General features: G+C 72.3%; 13 protein-coding genes and 1 pseudogene. 5 read left to right on the top strand and 9 right to left on the bottom strand.

The features are described 5' to 3' along the window. Positions 1-70 precede the first annotated feature (70 nt). The gene (locus ACZ7G3_RS26735; protein ID WP_470928551.1) at positions 71-646 is read left to right on the top strand and encodes an RNA polymerase sigma factor; all 576 of its coding nucleotides are present in this window, start codon (positions 71-73) and stop codon (positions 644-646) included. Continuing rightward, on the top strand, positions 643-1,137 hold the full coding sequence (locus ACZ7G3_RS26730; protein WP_426601885.1) for a hypothetical protein: 495 nt from the start codon (positions 643-645) through the stop codon (positions 1,135-1,137). The genes ACZ7G3_RS26735 and ACZ7G3_RS26730 overlap by 4 nt, the downstream gene beginning before the upstream one ends. Positions 1,138-1,155: 18 nt before the next feature. Here ACZ7G3_RS26730 and ACZ7G3_RS26725 read toward each other — a convergent pair. The 5 genes and pseudogenes from ACZ7G3_RS26725 to ACZ7G3_RS26705 all read right to left on the bottom strand — a co-directional run. Next, positions 1,156-1,456, bottom strand: a pseudogene (locus tag ACZ7G3_RS26725) (cytochrome P450); the annotation flags it as partial. 77 nt (positions 1,457-1,533) lie between these two features. Next, positions 1,534-2,331, bottom strand: coding sequence for an N-formylglutamate amidohydrolase (locus ACZ7G3_RS26720; RefSeq protein ID WP_426601886.1), 798 nt, complete (start codon positions 2,329-2,331; stop codon positions 1,534-1,536). 97 nt (positions 2,332-2,428) lie between these two features. Beyond that, the gene (locus ACZ7G3_RS26715) at positions 2,429-4,648 is read right to left on the bottom strand and encodes an NADP-dependent isocitrate dehydrogenase (RefSeq protein WP_470928550.1); all 2,220 of its coding nucleotides are present in this window, start codon (positions 4,646-4,648) and stop codon (positions 2,429-2,431) included. Positions 4,649-4,801: 153 nt separating this feature from the next. Next, the gene (locus tag ACZ7G3_RS26710; protein ID WP_426601888.1) at positions 4,802-5,863 is read right to left on the bottom strand and encodes a mechanosensitive ion channel family protein; all 1,062 of its coding nucleotides are present in this window, start codon (positions 5,861-5,863) and stop codon (positions 4,802-4,804) included. 232 nt (positions 5,864-6,095) lie between these two features. Next, on the bottom strand, positions 6,096-6,995 hold the full coding sequence (locus tag ACZ7G3_RS26705; RefSeq protein WP_470928562.1) for a lysylphosphatidylglycerol synthase transmembrane domain-containing protein: 900 nt from the start codon (positions 6,993-6,995) through the stop codon (positions 6,096-6,098). 219 nt (positions 6,996-7,214) lie between these two features. Here ACZ7G3_RS26705 and ACZ7G3_RS26700 point away from each other — a divergent pair, with 219 nt between their 5' ends. Then, positions 7,215-9,137 carry an ABC transporter ATP-binding protein gene (locus ACZ7G3_RS26700; RefSeq protein WP_470928561.1) on the top strand — a complete coding sequence of 641 codons (1,923 nt, stop codon included), beginning with the start codon at positions 7,215-7,217 and terminating at the stop codon, positions 9,135-9,137. Between the two features lie 56 nt (positions 9,138-9,193). Here ACZ7G3_RS26700 and ACZ7G3_RS26695 read toward each other — a convergent pair whose 3' ends face one another. Then, entirely contained in the window at positions 9,194-10,981 is a 1,788-nt protein-coding gene (locus ACZ7G3_RS26695) for an ATP-binding SpoIIE family protein phosphatase (RefSeq protein ID WP_470928549.1), read from the bottom strand. 168 nt (positions 10,982-11,149) lie between these two features. Continuing rightward, the gene (locus ACZ7G3_RS26690) at positions 11,150-12,853 is read right to left on the bottom strand and encodes an IclR family transcriptional regulator domain-containing protein (RefSeq protein ID WP_470928548.1); all 1,704 of its coding nucleotides are present in this window, start codon (positions 12,851-12,853) and stop codon (positions 11,150-11,152) included. 278 nt (positions 12,854-13,131) lie between these two features. On the opposite strand from ACZ7G3_RS26690, the gene ACZ7G3_RS26685 reads away from it, so the two are divergent. Beyond that, a complete protein-coding gene (locus ACZ7G3_RS26685) occupies positions 13,132-14,601 on the top strand; it encodes an aldehyde dehydrogenase family protein (protein ID WP_470928547.1) in 1,470 nt (489 codons plus the stop codon). 49 nt (positions 14,602-14,650) lie between these two features. Here the strand turns inward: ACZ7G3_RS26685 and ACZ7G3_RS26680 are convergent, their stop codons facing one another. Continuing rightward, positions 14,651-15,148: a hypothetical protein gene (locus ACZ7G3_RS26680; protein ID WP_470928546.1), complete on the bottom strand. Its 498-nt coding sequence runs from the start codon at positions 15,146-15,148 to the stop codon at positions 14,651-14,653. Between the two features lie 382 nt (positions 15,149-15,530). Here ACZ7G3_RS26680 and ACZ7G3_RS26675 point away from each other — a divergent pair, with 382 nt between their 5' ends. Further along, a complete protein-coding gene (locus tag ACZ7G3_RS26675) occupies positions 15,531-17,252 on the top strand; it encodes a carbohydrate-binding module family 20 domain-containing protein (RefSeq protein ID WP_470928545.1) in 1,722 nt (573 codons plus the stop codon). A 103-nt stretch (positions 17,253-17,355) separates the two neighbouring features. Here the strand turns inward: ACZ7G3_RS26675 and ACZ7G3_RS26670 are convergent, their stop codons facing one another. Further along, a complete protein-coding gene (locus tag ACZ7G3_RS26670) occupies positions 17,356-19,356 on the bottom strand; it encodes a flavin monoamine oxidase family protein (protein ID WP_470928544.1) in 2,001 nt (666 codons plus the stop codon). Positions 19,357-19,531 lie beyond the last annotated feature (175 nt).

The following is a 19,531-nucleotide window of genomic DNA, read 5'->3' as shown; positions in this document are numbered from 1 at the left end:
GGGCCCGGTGGCGGGCGGAACCACCCATTCCACGGCGTACGATGGCGTGTCGTACACGAGGGGTGGGACCGTGGATCGTGCAGAGGTCGGGGTGCTCGTCCAGTTGGCGGCCGACGGGGACGCGGCGGCCTGGAAGTCACTGGTGGACGGGCTGGGCCCGCTGGTGTGGTCCGTCGTGCGGGCCCACGGGCTGTCCGACGCCGACGCGCACGAGGTGTACCAGACGACCTGGTTCCGGTTCGCTCAGCACCTGGGGCGGATCCGCGAACCGGAGAAGACCGGCTCCTGGCTGGCGACCACGGCACGGCACGAGTGCCTGAAGCTGCTCAGGGCGTCGAAGCGTTGGATGCCGACCGACGATCCGCAGCTGCTCGACCGGCCGAGCGAGGACCGTACGCCAGAGGAGTCGGTGCTCGACTCCGAGGAGGCCGCGGCGCAGACCGAGCGCGTCCGGCGGCTGTGGCAGGAGTTCGAAGAACTGGGCGAGCGGTGCCGCCGGCTGCTGCGGGTGCTGATCTCCTCGCCGCCGCCCAGTTACCAGGAGGTGTCCGCCGCGCTGGATATCGCGGTGGGCAGCATCGGGCCGATGCGCCAGCGCTGCCTGCGCAGGCTGCGGGCCCGGCTAGAGGCACGGGGGACGATATGAGCGACAAGCACGACGGCTTCGGGGACGAACGGTCCGACGGGACGTTCACGGACGAGGAACTCGGCGCCGGCCTTCTGGAGGAGGAGCTGCGGCAGGCCGCGGCGATCCTGGACCCGGTCCCGGCCGAGCTGCGGCGGATCGCCGTCGACGCCTTCGCCCTGCACGACCTGGACGCCCGCGTCGCGGAGCTGACCTTCGACTCGCTGGTCGACGCCATCCCGGTCAGAGGAGAGGCGGACCCGCCGCGGATGCTGACCTTCCGCGCGGACGAGGTGACCGTCGACGTCGAGGTGACCGCGGACGGACTGATCGGTCAGGTGCTGCCGCCGGGGCCGGCCCGGATCGAGGTGCTGAGCGGTCCGCTGGCCCACGCGCGGCTGACGGCGGACGATCTGGGCCGGTTCACCGGCGAGGCCCCGCCCACCGGCCCGTTCGCGCTGCGGCTGCGGACCGGCCGGGAGGTGGTAGTGACGGAGTGGCTGCGGGCCTGAGCCCGTCGTCCACCCGGACCAGGCGCAGGGAGGAGTGCGCGGCCCGCGGATCACCGTCATGCGGCGCCAGGCCACCTGGCCGGCCCGGACCGCGAGCCGCAGCCCCGGCAGCCGCTCGACCAGGGTGTCCACGAGCAGCTCGGTCCCCAGCCGGGCGAGGACGGCGCCCGTGCAGTAGTGGTGGCCGCTGCCGACGGCCAGGTGAGGGGGCGGGATCGCGGTCGAGGCCGGTCCGGCCCGGGTCGGGGAAGACGTCCGGGCCCCGGTCGGCGGCGAGGTGGGAGACGTACCCGGGGTCGCCGGCGCGGATGCGCACTCCCGCGTCATGCACCACCCTCGCCGCGCTCCCGGGCGGCCGTCGCGCGGAAGTGCTCCAGCCGGTGGGCGGTCCGGTGGTCAGCCCGATACGGCGTCGACGAGCGCCGCCAGCGATGCCGCGAGGCGGGACAGCCCGGGTCCGGCAGGGCCGCCCGGTTCGGTCATGTAGGTGTCCCGGCGGATCTCCACCATCAGCGCGCCGACCTCGCGCCGCTTCCCGTAGAAGTCCAGCGGCACGTACGCCCCGCTGAACGGGCTGTCGAGCCCCGTCTCCCCGCACGGGGCGAACGCCTCCCGGGCGGCGGCGAGCAGCTCGGACGGCGTGTGGAACTCGTCGGTGCCCAGGCAGACCGGTGGGCGCGGTCCCTCGCCGTGCAGCTCGTAGGGGAGCGGCTCGGTGGGGTAGGAGTGCACGTCGATGATCACGGCCCGTCCGGTGGCCGCGAGCCGGTCGGCGACCGCCTCGGTCATCGCGCGCGCGTACGGGCGGAAGTACCGTTCGATCAGCGGTTCCGGGTCGGTGCCGTCGGGCCGCAGGACCTCGCGGTGCGACGTCCGCGTGTACACGGCGCCCATGCCGACGGCCGTCATCTCCTCCCGCTCGTCCGGGAACCGCTCCGGGTCGACGACCAGCCGCGACATCCGGTTGACGAACCGCCAGGGCGTGAGACCGGCCAGCCCGGCCGCCGCCTCGGCGATCCGGGCCGTGTGCGAGTCGGTGATGTGGTCCAGCTCCCGTTCCAGCGCCGCGTCGTCCAGGGCGATGCCGGGGCGGACGTCGGCGGGTATCTCCCGTGCGGAGTGCGGCACGTGGAGGATGACGGGCGACGCGGGGGCGCCGGGGACGATCCGGAAGGACGCGGGTGCGTCGGTCATGAGGTTGCTCCGCGAGGATGTGGTGACGAGACAGACGGGCACCCCGCCTCCGTGAGCACGGAGACGGGGTGCCGCGTGACCTGGGGCCGGGTGAGGATCAGGCGAGGGACGCCAGCGCCTCGTTCCACGTGGCCGACGGGCGCATGACCTCGGCGGCCTTGGCCGGGTCGGGCTGGTAGTAGCCGCCGATCTCGGCCGGCTCGCCCTGGACGGCGTTCAACTCGTCGACGATCTTCTGCTCGTCGGCGGACAGCTTCTCGGCGAGCGGGGCGAAGGCCTTCGCCAGGTCCGCGTCGTCGGTCTGCCCGGCCAGCTCCTGCGCCCAGTACAGGGACAGGAAGAAGTGGCTGCCGCGGTTGTCGATGCCGCCGACGCGCCGGGTCGGGGACTTGTCCTCGTTGAGGAAGGTCGCCGTGGCGCGGTCGAGGGCGTCGGCGAGGACCTTGGCGCGGGTGTTGCCGGTGACCTCGGCGTACTGCTCCAGGGACGGCACCAGGGCGAAGAACTCGCCGAGGGAGTCCCAGCGCAGGTAGTTCTCCTTGACCAGCTGCTGCACGTGCTTGGGCGCGGAGCCGCCGGCACCGGTCTCGAACAGGCCGCCGCCCGCCATCAGCGGGACGACCGACAGCATCTTGGCGCTGGTGCCCAGCTCCAGGATCGGGAACAGGTCGGTCAGGTAGTCGCGCAGCACGTTGCCGGTGACGGAGATGGTGTTCTCGCCGCGGCGGATGCGCTCCACCGACAGCTTGGTCGCCTCCACCGGGTTGAGGATCCGGATGTCCAGGCCCTCGGTGTCGTGCTCCGGCAGGTACGCCTCGACCTTGGCGATCAGGTTGGCGTCGTGGGCGCGGCCCTCGTCCAGCCAGAAGACGGCCGGGTCGCCGGTGGCGCGGGCGCGGGTGACGGCCAGCTTCACCCAGTCGCGGATCGGGGCGTCCTTGGTCTGGCAGGCGCGGAAGATGTCGCCGGCGGAGACCGTCTGCTCCAGGACGGCGGTGCCGTTCTGGTCGATCAGGCGGACCGTGCCCGTGTTCGGGATCTCGAAGGTCTTGTCGTGGCTGCCGTACTCCTCGGCCTTCTGCGCCATGAGACCGACGTTCGGGACCGAGCCCATCGTGGAGGGGTCGTAGGCGCCGTTGGCGCGGCAGTCCTCGATGACGGCCTGGTACACGCCGGCGTAGGAGGAGTCCGGGATGACGGCGAGGGCGTCGTGCTCCTGGCCGTCCGGGCCCCACATGTGGCCGGAGGTGCGGATCATGGCCGGCATGGAGGCGTCGATGATGACGTCGGAGGGCACGTGCAGGTTGCTGATGCCCTTGTCGGAGTCGACCATCGCCAGCTGAGGGCCCTCGGCGAGCTCGGCGTCGAAGGAGGCCTTGATCTCGGCGCCCTCGGGCAGGGACTCCAGGCCCTTGTAGATGCCGCCCAGGCCGTCGTTCGGGGTGAGGCCGGCCTTGGCGAGCGCCTCGCCGTACTGCGCGAACGTCTTCGGGAAGAAGGCGCGGACCACGTGGCCGAAGATGATCGGGTCCGAGACCTTCATCATCGTGGCCTTCAGGTGCACGGAGTACAGGATGCCCTCGGACTTGGCGCGGGCGACCTGGGCCGTCAGGAACTCGCGCAGCGCGGCGACGCGCAGCACGGAGGCGTCGACGACCTCGTCCTTCTTCACGGGGACCGACTCGCGCAGCACCGTGGTGGTGCCGTCGTCGCCGACCAGCTCGATCCGCAGCGTGCCGTCCTCGGCGATCACCGTGGACTTCTCGGTGGAGCGGAAGTCGTTCTCGCCCATGGTCGCGACGTTGGTCTTGGACTCGCCGGTCCAGGCACCCATGCGGTGCGGGTGGTTCTTGGCGTAGTTCTTCACCGAGGCCGGGGCGCGGCGGTCGGAGTTGCCCTCGCGCAGGACCGGGTTGACCGCGGAGCCCTTGACCTTGTCGTACCGGGCGCGGATGTCGCGCTCCTCGTCGGTCTTCGGGTCGTCCGGGTAGGCCGGGAGCGCGTAGCCCTGGCCCTGCAGCTCGGCGATCGCGGCCTTGAGCTGCGGGATGGACGCCGAGATGTTCGGCAGCTTGATGATGTTGGCGGCGGGGGTCTTGGCCAGCTCGCCGAGTTCCGCGAGGGCGTCCGGGATGCGCTGGTCCTCGGTCAGGTACTCCGGGAACAGGGCGATGATGCGGCCGGCCAGCGAGATGTCGCGGGTCTCGACGGCGACACCCGCCTGCGAGGCGTACGCCCGGATCACCGGCAGGAACGAATACGTCGCCAGGGCCGGGGCCTCGTCAGTGTGTGTATAGATGATGGTCGAGTCAGTCACCGGGTGCTCCGCTCCACGTCTGCAACATTGCTCGACATCAAGATATCTCGTGATCGCCCCGGGCTCGACAGGGGCCGTGCGGAGATTCCGGACAACCGGCCGCACGGCCCCTGCCGCACCAGCGGGTGAACGGGCGAACGAATCAGTGGATGATCAGGCGAACGGGGCGACGTCCTCGCCCGCCCGCTGCTGCGGGAACACCACGGTCCCCTGCTGGAGCGCGACCGTCCGGGCGGGCGCCGGAATGCGGATGCCCTCCTCGCGGTAGCGCTTGTGCAGGCGTTTGATGAACTCGTGCTTGATCCGGTACTGGTCGCTGAACTCGCCGACGCCCAGGATCACCGTGAAGCCGATCCGCGAGTCGCCGAACGTGTGGAAACGCACCGCCGGCTCGTGGTCCGGCACCGCGCCGGTGATCTCGGTCATCACCTCGGCGACCACCTCGGTCGTCACCCGCTCCACGTGCTCCAGGTCACTGTCGTAGGACACGCCGACCTGGACCAGGATGGTCAGCTGCTGCTCGGGCCGCATGAAGTTGGTCATGTTCGACTTCGCGAGCTGGCCGTTCGGGATCACGACCAGGTTGTTGGACAGCTCACGGACGGTGGTCTGCCGCCAGTTGATGTCCTCGACGTAGCCCTCCTCGCCGCTGCTGAGCTGGATGTAGTCACCCGGCTGCACGGTCTTCGAGGCAAGGATGTGGACGCCCGCGAAGAGGTTGGCCAGCGTGTCCTGCAGGGCCAGTGCCACCGCCAGACCGCCGACGCCCAGGGCGGTGAGCAGCGGCGCTATGGAGATGCCCACCGACTGCAGCATCACCAGGAAGCCGATGGACAGCACCAGGATGCGGGTGATGTTGACGAAGATCGTCGCCGACCCGGCGACCCCGGAACGGGACAGCGTCACCGTACGCACCAGGCCGGCGACCACCCGGGTGGCCGACACCGTCACCACGAAGATCAGCAGCATCGTCAGTACCTGGTTGACGCCGTGCTGCACCGTCCGTGTCAGCGGCAGGGCGGCCGCCGCCCCCGCCACGCCCCCCGCGACCGCGGCCCACGGCGCCACGGTGCGCAGCGCGGCCACGAGGACGTCGTCGCCGCTCCAGCGGGTGCGCCCGGCGTGGCCGGCCAGCCAGCGCAGCAGCACGCGCAGCAGGAACGCTCCCAGGAGGCCCGCCGCCAGCGCGATGCCGGCGGGCACCAGATGATCCATGGTCGGGTCGTCCGTCACCGGTCACCTCCAAGGGGCACGGCTGCGGCGAAAGCCCTCGCCGACGGCCGGATGTGAAGTTTCGTCACGTCGTCACCTGCTCGATACCTGCTGGATGTCGGGATGCGCGATCGCGCCGGTCCGCAAGACAGTTCGACCGGCGCGACCGTTCATCCTGCCGCATGCCGAGCGCCGGCCGGTACCGCCCCGAAGAGCGGTATGAGGCGTTTCGGCCTCAGATCACCCTCATCCTCACCAACGCCGCCAGCGTCAGCGCCCCCGGCAGCAGCGGCAGCCACACCGTCATGAGCCGGAACGCGAGCACCACCGCCGTGGCCACGGCCGCCGGGCCGCCCGCCGCCACCAGCGCCACGACCAGCGCCGCCTCGACCGAACCGATACCGCCCGGCGTGGGCACCAGCGCGACCGCGACCGTCGCCGCCAGATACGCCACCGCCATGTGCCCGGCAGGCACCGGCAACGCCAGCGCCTGCCCCACCAGGACCAGCGCACCCGCCTGAAGCGCGGGAAACGCGAGAGCGCCGCCCCACAGTGCCAGCGCCCGGGCCGGGCGGGTGTGCACCGAGCGGGCCTCGCCGAGCGCCGTCCGCAGGAAGGCGACCAGCGCCCCGCGCAGCCGTGGCGCCAGCGCCAGCACGCCCGCCGCCACCACCGGCACCGCACCCGCGGCGACCAGCAGGGGGCCGACGGCCCCCTCGGGTAGCAGCGTGCCGAGCCGAAGCGCGCCGGGGAACGCGATCAGCAGGGCGCCCAGCAGGGCGAGGCGGCCGACGCTCTCCGCCAGCAGGTACAGGGCGAGGGCGGCCGAGGAGCGAGCGAGCGGCAGTCCGCACACCGCCATGAACCGCAGGTTGACCGCGCTCGCGCCCAGCCCCGTCGGCAGCAGGTGGTTGGCCGCGCCCGCCGCGAACTGGGTGGCCAGCAGCCGCCGCCGGGGCAGCCGCTCCACCACGGCGCCCTGCCGGGTGCAGGCCGCGGCGACCCAGGTCAGGCAGGTCGCGCCGGCCGCTGCGAGCAGCCAGGGCCACCTGGCCGTGGCGAGATGGCCGAAACCCTCGGCGAGCACCGACCGGTGCCGCACCGCGACGACGGTGACCAGCAGCAGCGGAAGCACGCAGAAAATTCGCCGGACCAGGCGGGCACGGTCGTTCCGGCGGACGGCGACGCGGGCGGAGACGGTCTGCTCGGGGAGTTCTACCGCTGTCACACCACAAGAGATTCCCCGCAGGGTGCCAACTACGGATGACCGACGCGCGGACGAGGGCTTACGGGCGGCAGGCGGCCCGTCCTTGACCTCAAGGTTGCTTGAGGTTCTACCGTCACTCGCATGAGCATGGAGATCACAGCCTGGACCCAGCTGCACAGCGTCATGAACGCCGAGCAGGAGCGCCGCCCCCTCGCCCGCGCGACGCTGCGCCGCATCGGCGCGTTCGCCCGCCCGCACCGCCGCCGCATCACCCGGTTCGTCCTGCTCGGGATGGCGACGGCGCTGCTCGCCGTCGCCACACCCGTCCTGGCCGGCAACGTCGTGAACGCGATCGTGTCGGGCGACGACGAGGGCACGGTCGTACGTCTCGCCCTGCTGATCGCGCTCATCGCCGTGGCGGAGGCGGTGCTCGGCATCCTCTCCCGCAGGCTCTCGGCGAGCCTCGGGGAGGGACTCATCCTCGATCTGCGCACGGCTGTGTTCGATCACGTACAGCGCATGCCGGTCGCGTTCTTCACACGTACGCGTACGGGAGCGCTGGTCTCCCGTCTCAACAACGACGTCATCGGCGCCCAGCGGGCCTTCAGCAACACCCTGTCCGGTGTGGTCAGCAACCTGGTCACGCTGCTGCTCACCCTCGCCGTCATGCTCACCCTGTCCTGGCAGATCACCCTGCTCGCGCTGGTGCTGCTCCCGGTGTTCGTGCTCCCCGCCCGGCGCATGGGCCGCCGTATGGCCGTCATGCAGCGCGAGGCCGCCACCCTAAACGCCGCCATGGGCACCCGCATGACCGAGCGCTTCTCCGCCCCCGGCGCCACGCTGATCAAGCTGTTCGGCCGCCCCGAGGACGAGTCCGCGGAGTTCGCCGACCGCGCCCGCCGCGTCGCCGACATCGGCGTGCGCACCGCCACCGCCCAGGCGGCGTTCATCACCGCGCTCACCCTGGTCTCCGCCCTCGCCCTGGCCCTCGTCTACGGCCTCGGCGGCTTCTTCGCCCTCCGCGGCACCCTGGACCCGGGCGCCGTCGTGGCGCTCGCACTGCTCCTGACCCGCCTGTACGCGCCGCTCACCGCGCTCGCCGGGGCTCGCGTGGAGGTCATGAGCGCCCTGGTCAGCTTCGAGCGGGTCTTCGAGGTGCTGGACCTCACCCCGCTCATCGACGAGAAGCCCGACGCCCGCCCGGTCCCCGACGGCCCGGTCGCCGTCGAGTTCGACGACGTCCGCTTCGGCTACCCGTCCGCCGACAAGGTCTCGCTGGCCTCCCTCGAAGAGGTCGCCTCCCTGGACACCCGGGGCGGCGACGAGATCCTGCACGGCCTCTCCTTCCGCGCCGAACCGGGCCAGACGGTCGCGCTCGTCGGCTCCTCCGGCGCCGGCAAGTCGACCATCGCCCAGCTGCTGCCGCGCCTGTACGACGCCGACGGCGGCACCGTCCGTGTCGGCGGCGTCGACGTGCGCGACCTGGGCGCCCGGTCACTGCGGGACACCGTCGGCATGGTCACCCAGGACGGGCACCTCTTCCACGACACGGTCCGCGCCAACCTGCTGCTCGCCCGGCCCGGCGCCACCGACACCGAGCTGTGGGACGCGCTGCGCCGCGCCCGCCTGACCGACCTCGTACGCTCCCTGCCCGACGGCCTCGACACCGTGGTCGGCGAGCGCGGCTACCGGCTCTCCGGTGGTGAGCGCCAGCGCATGACCATCGCCCGGCTGCTGCTGGCCCGCCAGCGCGTCGTCATCCTCGACGAGGCCACCGCCCACCTCGACAACACCTCCGAGGCGGCCGTCCAGGAGGCCCTCACCGAGGCCCTGGAGGGCAGGACGGCCGTGGTGATCGCGCACCGGCTGTCCACGATCCGGTCGGCCGACCAGATCCTGGTCGTCGAGGCGGGCCGCATCGTGGAACGCGGCACCCACGACGAACTCCTGGCGGCCGGTGGCCGCTACGCCCAACTGCACCGCACCCAGTTCGGGCGGCCGACGCCGGAGAAGCCGGCGGAGCGGGGAGAGGAAGCGGAGCAGGGGGACCGGGCGGAGCAGGCGGCGTAGGCGCCGGCGCCTACGCCGGCGTCGCGGTGCGGTGCGGGGCCGGATCGGCGCGGGCGCTACCGGGGGCCGGCCGGTCCGCCCCGCACGGGCAGGTCCTGCTCGGCCCAGACGACCTTGCCGTCGGGCGTGCGGCACGACCCCCAGCTCCGGCACATCATGTTGATCAGCTGGAGGCCGCGCCCGCTCTCGTCGCTCACGTCCGCGTGCTGGATCTGCGGCAGATCCGGCCCGGAGTCGGACACCTCCACCGACAGCCGTCGCTCGTGCCGCAGCAGCCGCAGCTCACCGGGGGCGTTTCCGTACCGCAGGGCGTTGCCGACCAGTTCGCTGACGACCAGTTCCGTCGAGTCCACCAGGTCGGCCAGGCCCCACTTCACCAGCTGCTCGCGCACCGCGGTACGGGCCTGCCCGGCGGCCTTGCCGTCCGGCGGCAGCGTCCGTACGTACACGTCCCCCTCCGGACCGAGCGGGCGAGCGCCGGCGACCAGGACGATCGCGTCGTCGGACCGGTCACCGCCGACCCGCTCGGCGACCGCCCGGCACACCGTGCCGTCCTCGGGAACCCCGGCGCCGACCGCCTCCCGCAGCCGGTCCATCTGGGTGGCCAGGTCGGCGGTGCGCGACCTGATCAGGCCGTCCGTGTACAGCGTCAGCCGGCCCCGCCCGGGCACGGGGCAGTCGACCGGGTCGTACGGGATCACCCCGGCACCCAGCGGAGCCCCGGCGGGCACGTCCAGGAACGAGGCGGTGCCGTCGGGCGCGGTCAGCAGCGGCGGCGGGTGACCGGCGCTGGCGATGCGGAAGGTGCTGCCGCACGGGTCGTAGACCGCGCACAGGCAGGTGGCGACCTGGTCCTCCTCCAGGTCGCGGGCGGCCAGGTCCAGCCGGGCCAGCAGCCGCTCGGGCGCGATGTCGAGGGCCATCAGGGTCCGGGCCACCGTGCGCAGCCGGCCCATGGTCGCGGCGGCGGCCAGGCCGCGCCCCATCACGTCGCCCACCATCAGCGCGGTACGGCCGCTGGGCAGCGCGACGACGTCGAACCAGTCGCCGCCCACGGCGGCCGGATCGCCGGCCGGGTCGTAGCACGTGGACACGTCGAGACCGGGTGTACTCGGGTGGGACCGGGGGAGCAGGGCCCGCTGCAGCGTGACCACGTGCTCGCGCTCCCGCCCGTAGAGCCGGGCGTTGTCGATGTGCACGGCGGCCCTGGACGCCAGCTCCATCACCAGCGCCACGTCGGCCCGCGTGAACGGCGTCCGGCTGCCGGCCCGGACGAAGTCGGCCAGGCCCAGCAGCACCCCGCGGGCGATCAGCGGGACCGCCAGGTAGGAGTGCACACCCGCGCGCCGCAGGAGGTCGGCCGCCTCGGGAGTGGGTGCCACGGCGTGGAAGTCGGACGGCTCCATACGGGTGACCAGGACCGGCTTGCGGGTGGTCAGGCACGTGCGCACCAGCCGGTCGGCGGTGTACACCGCCACCTCACCCACCGGGTCCGGGGCGAGATCCAGCCCCGGGATCTCCGAGACCGCCATGGCCCGGAGCTCGGGGGCGCCCGCCACCCCCTCGACGTGGTCGCCCTCCTGGAACCGGAGCACCGACTCCAGCAGGTCCACCGCGCACCCGTCGGCCAGCTCGGGCACCATGAACCCGGCCAGTTCCTCGGCCGTGTACCGCAGGTCCAGAGTGGTTCCGATACGCATGCCGGCCTCGTTCAGCCACGCCAGCCGACGCCGGGCGCGCACCGCTTCGGTCACCGGCCGCAGGGCGGCCTTGAGGGCCCGGTGGCCGCCGACGAGCGGCTGGGGACGCCGGCGGACCCCGCGCAGCCACGGTCGTTCCCGCACGCGTCGCCTCCTCCCACGGCCTCCTGCCCCGATTCTGCCCTGCCGCGGGGCTACCGGCGACGGCGGTGCCTCGAACGGTGCGGTCACCGACCGAGGTGGGCCGCCGCCGGCGAATTCCGGCCCGGGCATCATCCTCGGGGCCGGGCTTCTCGGCGGCCGCCGAGTTGGTCAGCCCGCCTGCACGGGGCGGTCGCTGAACGCGACGGCCAGGTCCGACTCGATCCGGGCGGCGCAGGCGCGCAGTGCGGGGAGGAGAGTGTCCTTGGTGTGCTCGGGCGGTTCGGGGCCGGCGTGCAGGGCGATGTTCACGGCTCCGACGGCCCGCCCGCCCCGGTCCCGGACCGGTACGGCCAGCGAGCGCAGCCCCGCCTCCAACTCCTGCTCGACCAGGGAGTGCCCCTCACGGGCGACCCGCTCCAGGGCTGCGCCGAGCGCATCGGGCGAGGTGAGCGTGTGCGGGGTCAGGGCCCGGGGACGTGAGGCGTCGACGCGTTCCCGCCGGTCCGCCTCGGGCAGGTCCGCGAGCAGGACCCGGCCCATGGAGGTGGCGTACGCGGGCAGCCGCGTGCCGGGCATGATCCGGGCGCTGGTGATCTGCTGCGCGGCGGCCCGGGCCACGTAGTGGACCTCGATACCGTCGAGGACCGCCAGTGAGGCCGACTCCCGTACCCGCCCGGCCAGTTCGGTCAGGTGGGGCTGGGCGATGTCGGCGAGGGCGAGGGTGGACAGCCGTGCGTAGCCGAGCTCCAGGACGCGCGGGGACGGCAGGAAGCGGCGGTCGCGCTGTTCCACGTAGCCAAGCTGACGGAGCGTCAGGAGATTGCGCCGGGTGCTGGGATACGAGAGTCCGGCGGCCCCGGCGGCCTCGGCGAGGGTGAGTCCGCCGCGCTGCCGGCCGAGCGCGGTCAGGACGGCGAGGCCCCTGGCCAGTGCCTGGAGGAAGGACGGTCCCAGTTCGGGCTTGGCGTCGGCGTAGGCGGGGGCGGCGGGCGGCACGGCGGCTGCCGTCGAGGTGCCGTACAATGCGTCCGCGATGTGCACGGCCTCCTCCGTCATCGTGGCCAACGCGTGCGCGCGCAGTGCGTCTCCGCTGTGGCGGCTGGTGTGCGCCAGCACGCTGATCGCGCAGACGGGCCGGCCGTCGGGGTCGCGTACCGGGACCGCCAGTGCGGCCAGGCCCGGGGCGACCAACTGGTCGTCCAGCGCCCAGCCGTCCGCGTCGGCCGCCGCGGCCCAGGCGGCGAAGTCGGCCTCCGTCCGCTCGGGGGCAGGGGCGGTACGGCGCGCGGGAACGGCCGGGAAGGTCTCGTCCAGGGAGTCGGCGGCACGGCGGGCCCGCCACGCCTCGTACGTGTCGGGCCCCCACCCGGCGGCGAGTACGGCACCGGCCGCGCAGCGCTCGGCGGGCAGCAGGTCGCCGACCCGGAAACCCAGGGGGATCATCCGGCCGGGCGGGACGGCCTTGCCGACGATGCGTGCGTCGCAGCCGTCGAGGACGATCGCCGAGACCGACTCGTCGAGGGCGCGGGCCAGCCGCTCCAGGCTCGGCCTCAGCGCCCGGGACATGCCGCTCGCGTGCAGGTAGGCGTTGCCGAACTCCATCAGGCGCGGGGCGGGCACGAGGTCGCGTCCCACGGCGCGCAGATAGTCGAGGTGGGTCAGGGTCGAGGTGATCCGGTCGACGGTCGAACGTGCCAGGCCGGTCGCGCGGACCAGGTCACCCGGACGCACGGAGTGAGCGGAGCCGGCCACGAACCGCAGCACGGCCAGTCCGCGCTCCAGCGGGCCGGTCGCTTCCGCCGGGGGGTCGGCCGGCGCAGGGGCCACCGGCGCCGACGTCGTCGGTGCCGCCCTCGAAACGCCCGGCGCCATGGCACTTCCTCCCGTGTGTGTCGGCTGCTGTGCCGGCTTCCCGGCGGATCAGGCCGTACCCGTCTTCGGGAGAACGCTACCGGCCATTGACAGGCGTCTCGGCGATCGCACACACTCGGCAGACTCGTCCAATGAAAGTAAGTTCACTCATCGAAAAAACGTGGTGGTCCAGTGTCGGTGCTCGTCACGGTGGCGCCGGTGATGACCAGGCCCGCCGCCCCCTCACCCACGCCCGCCGAGGAACGAGCCCTCACGTCCCCTCTCTACAGGAGCACCCCGTGTCCCTCTCCCGAGGACTGATCATCAACGGCCGGGAAGTCCCCGCCTCCTCCGGCCGCACCGCGACCGACACCAACCCCTGGACCGGAGCCGTCTGCGCGGAGGTCGCCGCGGGCACACCCGACGACGTACGCCGTGCCGTGGACGCCGCCGACGCCGCGTTCGAGGCGTGGGCCGCGACCAAGCCGGCCGAACGCCGCCGGATCTTCCTGCGCGCCGCGCGGCTGATGGCCGAGCGCACCGACGAGGTCGTACGGCTGATGGCCGCGGAGGTCGGCGGCGTCACCCCCTGGGCGGGCTTCAACGCCCACCTGGCCGCCGACATCCTGCTGGAGGCGGCGGCCGAGGTCAGCCGCCCGACCGGCCAGATCCTCGCCACCGACGCCGACGGCGTCCACTCCGCGCAGGTGCGGGTGCCCAAGGGAGTGATCGCCGCCATCTCGCCGTGGAACGCGCCCGTCATCCTCGGTGTGCGCGCGGTGGCGATGCCGATCGCGATGGGCAACACCGTGGTGATGAAGCCCAGCGAGGACGCGCCGATCGCCTGCGGCCTGCTGATCTCGGACGTCCTGCACGAGGCCGGACTGCCCGCGGGCGTGCTCAACGTCGTCACCAACGACCGCGCCGACGCCGCCGAGGTGGTCTCCGCGCTGATCGCCGACCCCCGGGTGCGGATGGTCAACTTCACCGGCTCCACGGAGGTCGGCCGCACCATAGGCGTCCAGGCCGCCCAGCACCTCAAGCCCGCCGTCCTCGAACTCGGCGGCAAGAACGCCCTGCTGGTGCTGGAGGACGCGGACGTCGACTACGCGGTGGACGCCGCGGTCTTCGGTTCCTTCATGAACGCGGGCCAGATCTGCATGTGCGTGGACCGGGTCATCGTCCACCGCGCGGTCGCCGACGAGTTCACCGACAGGTTCGCCGCCCGCGTCCGGGCCCTGCCCTGCGGCGACCCGGGCGACCCGGGCACGGCGGTCGGCCCGGTCGTGAACGAGGCCGCCGCCCGCCGGGTCGCGTCGCTCCTCGCGGACGCGGTCTCCCAGGGCGCCGAACTGGCCGCGGGCACCGGCGAGATCGAGGAACCGGGCACCTTGATCCGCCCGGTCGTCCTCACCGGGGTCACCAAGGACATGAAGATCTACTACGACGAGATCTTCGGCCCGGCGACCGTCGTCCACGTCGTCGACAGCGCCGACGAGGCCGTGGCGCTCGCCAACGACACGCCGTACGGGCTCACCGCGGGCGTCATCACCGAGAACCTGTCCAAGGGTTTGGAGGTCGCCGGCCGACTGCGCACCGGCATCGTCCACGTCAACGACCAGTCCATCGGGGACGAACCGCAGGCCCCCTTCGGCGGCGTGAAGAGCTCCGGCTACGGCCGCTTCGGCGGCCAGGCCGGCGCCGAGGCATTCACCGACACCCGCTGGGTCACGGCGCAGGCCAGGGGTCACGCACACTTCCCGATCTGACGAGCGAGCGCCCGGCCGGCGGATTCACCGGCCGGGCGGGTGCGCGGGATCAACGGAGCGTGCCGGGCCGGGGATCTGGTCGGGCGGGGGCGGGGTGGAGCCGACGGGCTTCGTACGGGAAGCGGCTGACCGCCTCGGCCTTCGGTGATGTGACGTGCTGGAAGAACAGGGGCGGCTTCGCCCGGTCCACGTCGCCTTGGGGCACCCGCAGGGCCCGGCCCGCCTCCAGCACCCGCGGCGAAGCCGGCCTCCATGAAGGCCGGCTTCGCCGGTCTGTGACCCCGCTCGGCGAAAGCGACGGGTTCCTGCGCGTACCCGACAGCCTCGGCGAGAGCCTGCTGGGTGAGGGCGCGGCGCGTTGGCGGGAGAGGCGGACGAGCTTGCCGTGGGCGCTCCAGGCCGCAGGGTGCTCCTTCTCCGGGCCGCGCAGGCCGGCGGTCCTCGGCGACGGCTCGGCCGGTACGACGGACACCGGCCCCAGGATGTCGCCGACGGCCAGTGCGGCGGCCGACGGCCGTCTGAGCAGCCGCGTGCGGGTGCGTTTCATGCGTCTCTCCGAAGAAGGCGGGCGGCGTGCCGCGGCCGGTGCGAGCGATCCGGCACTGAAAGAGTGAACGGAAAATTGCAGAAATCTCTTACGGAAGCGGGAAGTTACCCGTACATGACAGTGCCGTAAAGGGGTCGTGCTTCAACTTCCTGCACTGTGGTCGCGCAACGCGCCTGGTCGACAGGCCGACTGACGAAACGCCACATCCGGATCGGCCTCGTCCGAGGTGTTGACCGATACGGAGCCGTGCCCTTACGGTCACGACCGCGACACCTTGCAGTCATCTTTCAGTAATGACTTGCACGGGTGTGCCGACTCCCCAGACACCCGTCGGCCGGCCCTTCCCCGGGACACTCGCCCGCAACCTCACACGGGAGACTCCATGCACAGGAGCACCAGCAGAGCGCGCAGAACCACCGCCGCAGCACTCGTACTCACCGCCGGCGTGGCCGGCAGCCTCCTCGCCACCGCGGCACCGGCGCAGGCTTCCCCGCCCGGCGACAAGGACGTCACCGCGGTGATGTTCGAGTGGAAGTTCACCTCGGTCGCCAAGGCGTGCACCGACACCCTCGGTCCGGCCGGCTACGGCTTCGTGCAGGTCTCCCCACCGCAGGAGCACATACAGGGCGGACAGTGGTGGACCTCCTACCAGCCGGTGAGCTACAAGATCGCGGGCCGTCTCGGTGACCGAGGTCAGTTCAAGAGCATGGTCGACACGTGTCACGCGGCGGGTGTGAAGGTCATCGCCGACTCGGTCATCAACCACATGTCGGCCGGGAGCGGCACCGGAACCGGCGGCACGCCGTATACCAAGTACAACTACCCGGGCCTCTACTCGGCGCCCGACATGGACAACTGCACCTCGGAGATCAACGACTACCGCAACCGCTCCGACGTCCAGGAGTGCGAACTGGTCGGGCTCGCGGACCTGGACACCGGCGAGGACTACGTACGGGGCAAGATCGCCGGCTACCTCAACGACCTGCTGTCCCTGGGCGTCGACGGCTTCCGGATCGACGCGGCCAAGCACATGGCCGCCGGTGACCTGGCCGACATCAAGTCCCGGCTCGGCAATCCGAACGTGTACTGGAAGCACGAGGCCATCTACGGCGCCGGCGAGGCGGTCTCCCCGACCGAGTACCTCGGCAGCGGCGACGTCCAGGAGTTCCGCTACGGACGCGACCTCAAGCGCGTCCTCAACAGCGAGAACCTCGCGTACCTGAAGAACTTCGGCGAAGCCTGGGGCTACATGCCCTCGGACAAGTCCAACGTCTTCGTCGCCAACCACGACACCGAGCGCAACGGCGAGACCCTCAGCTACAAGGACGGCGCCGACTACACCCTGGCCAACGTCTTCATGCTGGCCTGGCCGTACGGCAACCCCGACGTCCACTCCGGCTACGAGTTCACCGACCGCGACGCGGGCCCGCCGAGCGGCGGCCAGGTGAACGCCTGCTACAGCGACGGCTGGAAGTGCCAGCACGCCTGGCGCGAGATCTCCTCCATGGTCGGCTTCCGCAACACCGCCCGCGGCCAGGCGGTGACCGACTGGTGGGACAACGGCGGCGACCGGATCGCCTTCGGACGCGGCTCCAAGGCGTACGTCGCCATCAACCACGAGAGCTCCCCGCTGACCCGTACGTTCCAGACCTCGCTGCCCGCCGGCGACTACTGCGACGTCCAGTCCGGCAAGGGCGTCACCGTCGACGGATCCGGCCGGCTCACCGCCACCCTCGGTGCCCACACCGCCCTCGCCCTGCACGTCAACGCCCGGAACTGCGACGGTGGCACCGCGCCCGGACCCGACCCGGTGACCTCCGGGGTGTCCTTCGCCGTCAACGCCACCACCAGCTGGGGCGAGAACATCTACGTGACCGGCAACAGGCCGGAACTCGGCAACTGGAACCCGGGCAGCGCCCTCAAGCTCGACCCGGCCGCCTACCCGGTGTGGAAACTGGACGTCGAGGTTCCCGCGGGCACGTCCTTCGAGTACAAGTACCTCCGCAAGGACCAGGCAGGGAACGTGACCTGGGAGAGCGGCGCCAACCGCACCGCGACCACCACGTCCACCAAGATCACCCTCAACGACACCTGGCGCGGCTGACCCCGCCGTCACGCCGGTGGCCGTCCCCGCGTCCTTCCGCGGGGACGGCCACGCCGGCCGAACCGGTCACCCGGGCCGCCCGGCGCTCACCGGGCCGAGCGGCTCAAGCGGTGTGGATCTCCACGGCGGTACGTACGGCGGACTCCACGGCGCCCTCGATCCAGGCCGGTTTGACGGACGTGTGGTCCCCGGCGAAGTGCAACGGCCCCTCGGTCACGGGGATGGCGGGCAGCAACTCCGTGTGCTGCCCGGGCAGGAGCACGGACGCCTCCCCGTAGGCGTAGGGGTCGCGCAGCCAGCTCTGCGTGCGGCCCGCGCCGGTGTAGAAGACCTCGATGCGCTGGCCGTAGACCTGCTGGAGGCCGCACAGGGCGTGCGGGTACCGTGCCTCGTCGTCCAGGGAGTCCCAGCGCAGCGCGTCGTCCGCCCAGCTGTAGGAGGCCAGGACCACACCCCCCGCGCTGCCCGGAACCGGATGGGAGGGGTTGAACATGAACCGGTTGGCGTTGTCCGACACCGAGCCGCCCCCCACGACGTCGGCCGCCTCCGGCTGATCCCGCGCGACCGCGCGGTTGGCGGCGTAGTGGGTGCGCTGGCCCGCTGTGATGTGCCCGTCGGGCACGGAGGGATGCGCCCCGAGCAGGCTGCCGTCCGCGGCGGCCCGGCCGGTGCGGTAGGCGTCGTACAGACCCGGGTCGACGGCGCGCAACTCCCGTTTCCAGTCGGCCTCGTCGAACTCCCACCAGCGGCGGCTGAACTCCAGCAGCACCTTGGTCGCGCAGTCGTAGTGCAGTTCGCAGACCGCCCGGCGCTTGCGGTACGACAGGGGCGGGTCGATCTGCACGTGGCGCAGTCCGGAGAACGGCACCGTGACCACGGCGACGTCCGCGGTGAACTGCTCGCGCACGACGGGGCCGTCGCGGCCCTCCGACACGGTGTCCACCCACACGTGCGGGCCCTTGCCCCGGACGTGCTCGGCGTCCGGCGAAGGGCGGTCGGGGTGGTGGTACTGGATGCGCGTGACCCGGCGGTCGAACCGCACCTCCTTGCGCACGCGTTCCAGCAGCGCGTCCGGCAGTACGGCCGTGCCGCCCTCCAGCTCGTAGAACGGCGTGTCCGGGCTGATGAGGGAGGAACCGATGAAGCTGTGGATGAAGGACAGGGGGAGGCGCGAGGTGAGGTTCTCCAGGGTGCCGATCAGGTCGATGGTCCGCTCGTCGAGGTCGGCGTGCTCGGTGAGGAAGCGGAACATCGACCAGTCACCGAACCGCTCCACCACACGGGCCCAGCCCTTCAGCCGCTCCGGGAGCGGCTTGTCGACCCGCTTGCCGTCCGGACCGACGTAACTGAACTCGTCGCGCACCGGGTCCAGCACGGAGCGCAGGATAGTGGCGGCGGGGGTGTCCCAGTGGGCCTTGGGGACGCCGAACGACCGGTTCACGCGCCGGGGCGCGCGGGCGTAGTCGGCGCGCCGTACGCGGATTCCGTTGACGTGGATCCAGGTGCGGTTGGCGGGACGTCCCTCGCCGTCGACGTCGACGTAGTGGAACCGCCGCTTCTTCAGGTCGAACTGGTCGATCAGCTCCATCACCAGGGGATGGCTGCCCGGGATGCGCATCGCACCCGCTTCGGCGTACTGGCGGGGATCGGCGAAGGGCTGCTCGGCGCGCTCGTGCCCACCGCTGCGGAAGGTCTTGATGCGTCCGCCCGCACGGTTGCCGTTGGCCTCCAGCACCGTCACCCGGTGGCCCGCCTTCTTCAGCAGCCAGGCGGCCACAAGACCGGCCGGGCCGGCGCCGATGACCAGGACCTTCTTGGGCCGTGTCCGCCGCTGAGCCGGCAGTCCCTTCTGGAGGACGGTCTGGTAACGCGGTACGAGGGGGCGGTCGTCGGAGTCCAGTACGAGCAAGGCGCGAGCGACGGCGAGGCTCCGGCCGGAGCCGGCCCCACGTGTGTCGTCCGGGGCGGCCGGTGCGGGCGCAGCCGTGGCGACACCGCTGGTCAGCGCCGTGGCCACCGTGGCCGTGCCGACCGCTGCCGCCGCCGCGAAGCTCCTCCGGGAAAAACCGTCATCTGCACGCGCCGGCGCGTGATCTTCAGTCATGGCGGCCTTTGTACCGGCGGCCGTGACCGGGCGCCCGCCCTTCGCTCCGGCGTTGACTCGAACGAGGGAAGCGGCGGCGGACCCTGACGCCACAGCAGGTCCGCATGACGCCCCAGCAGGCCTGCCTGACGCGAACGGCCAGGGGAACCCGAAGGGATGAACACTGCGCCAACCC

The organism is Streptomyces sp. NPDC037271 (genome assembly GCF_055603605.1).
This window is presented reverse-complemented; position numbering and strand designations above follow the sequence as displayed.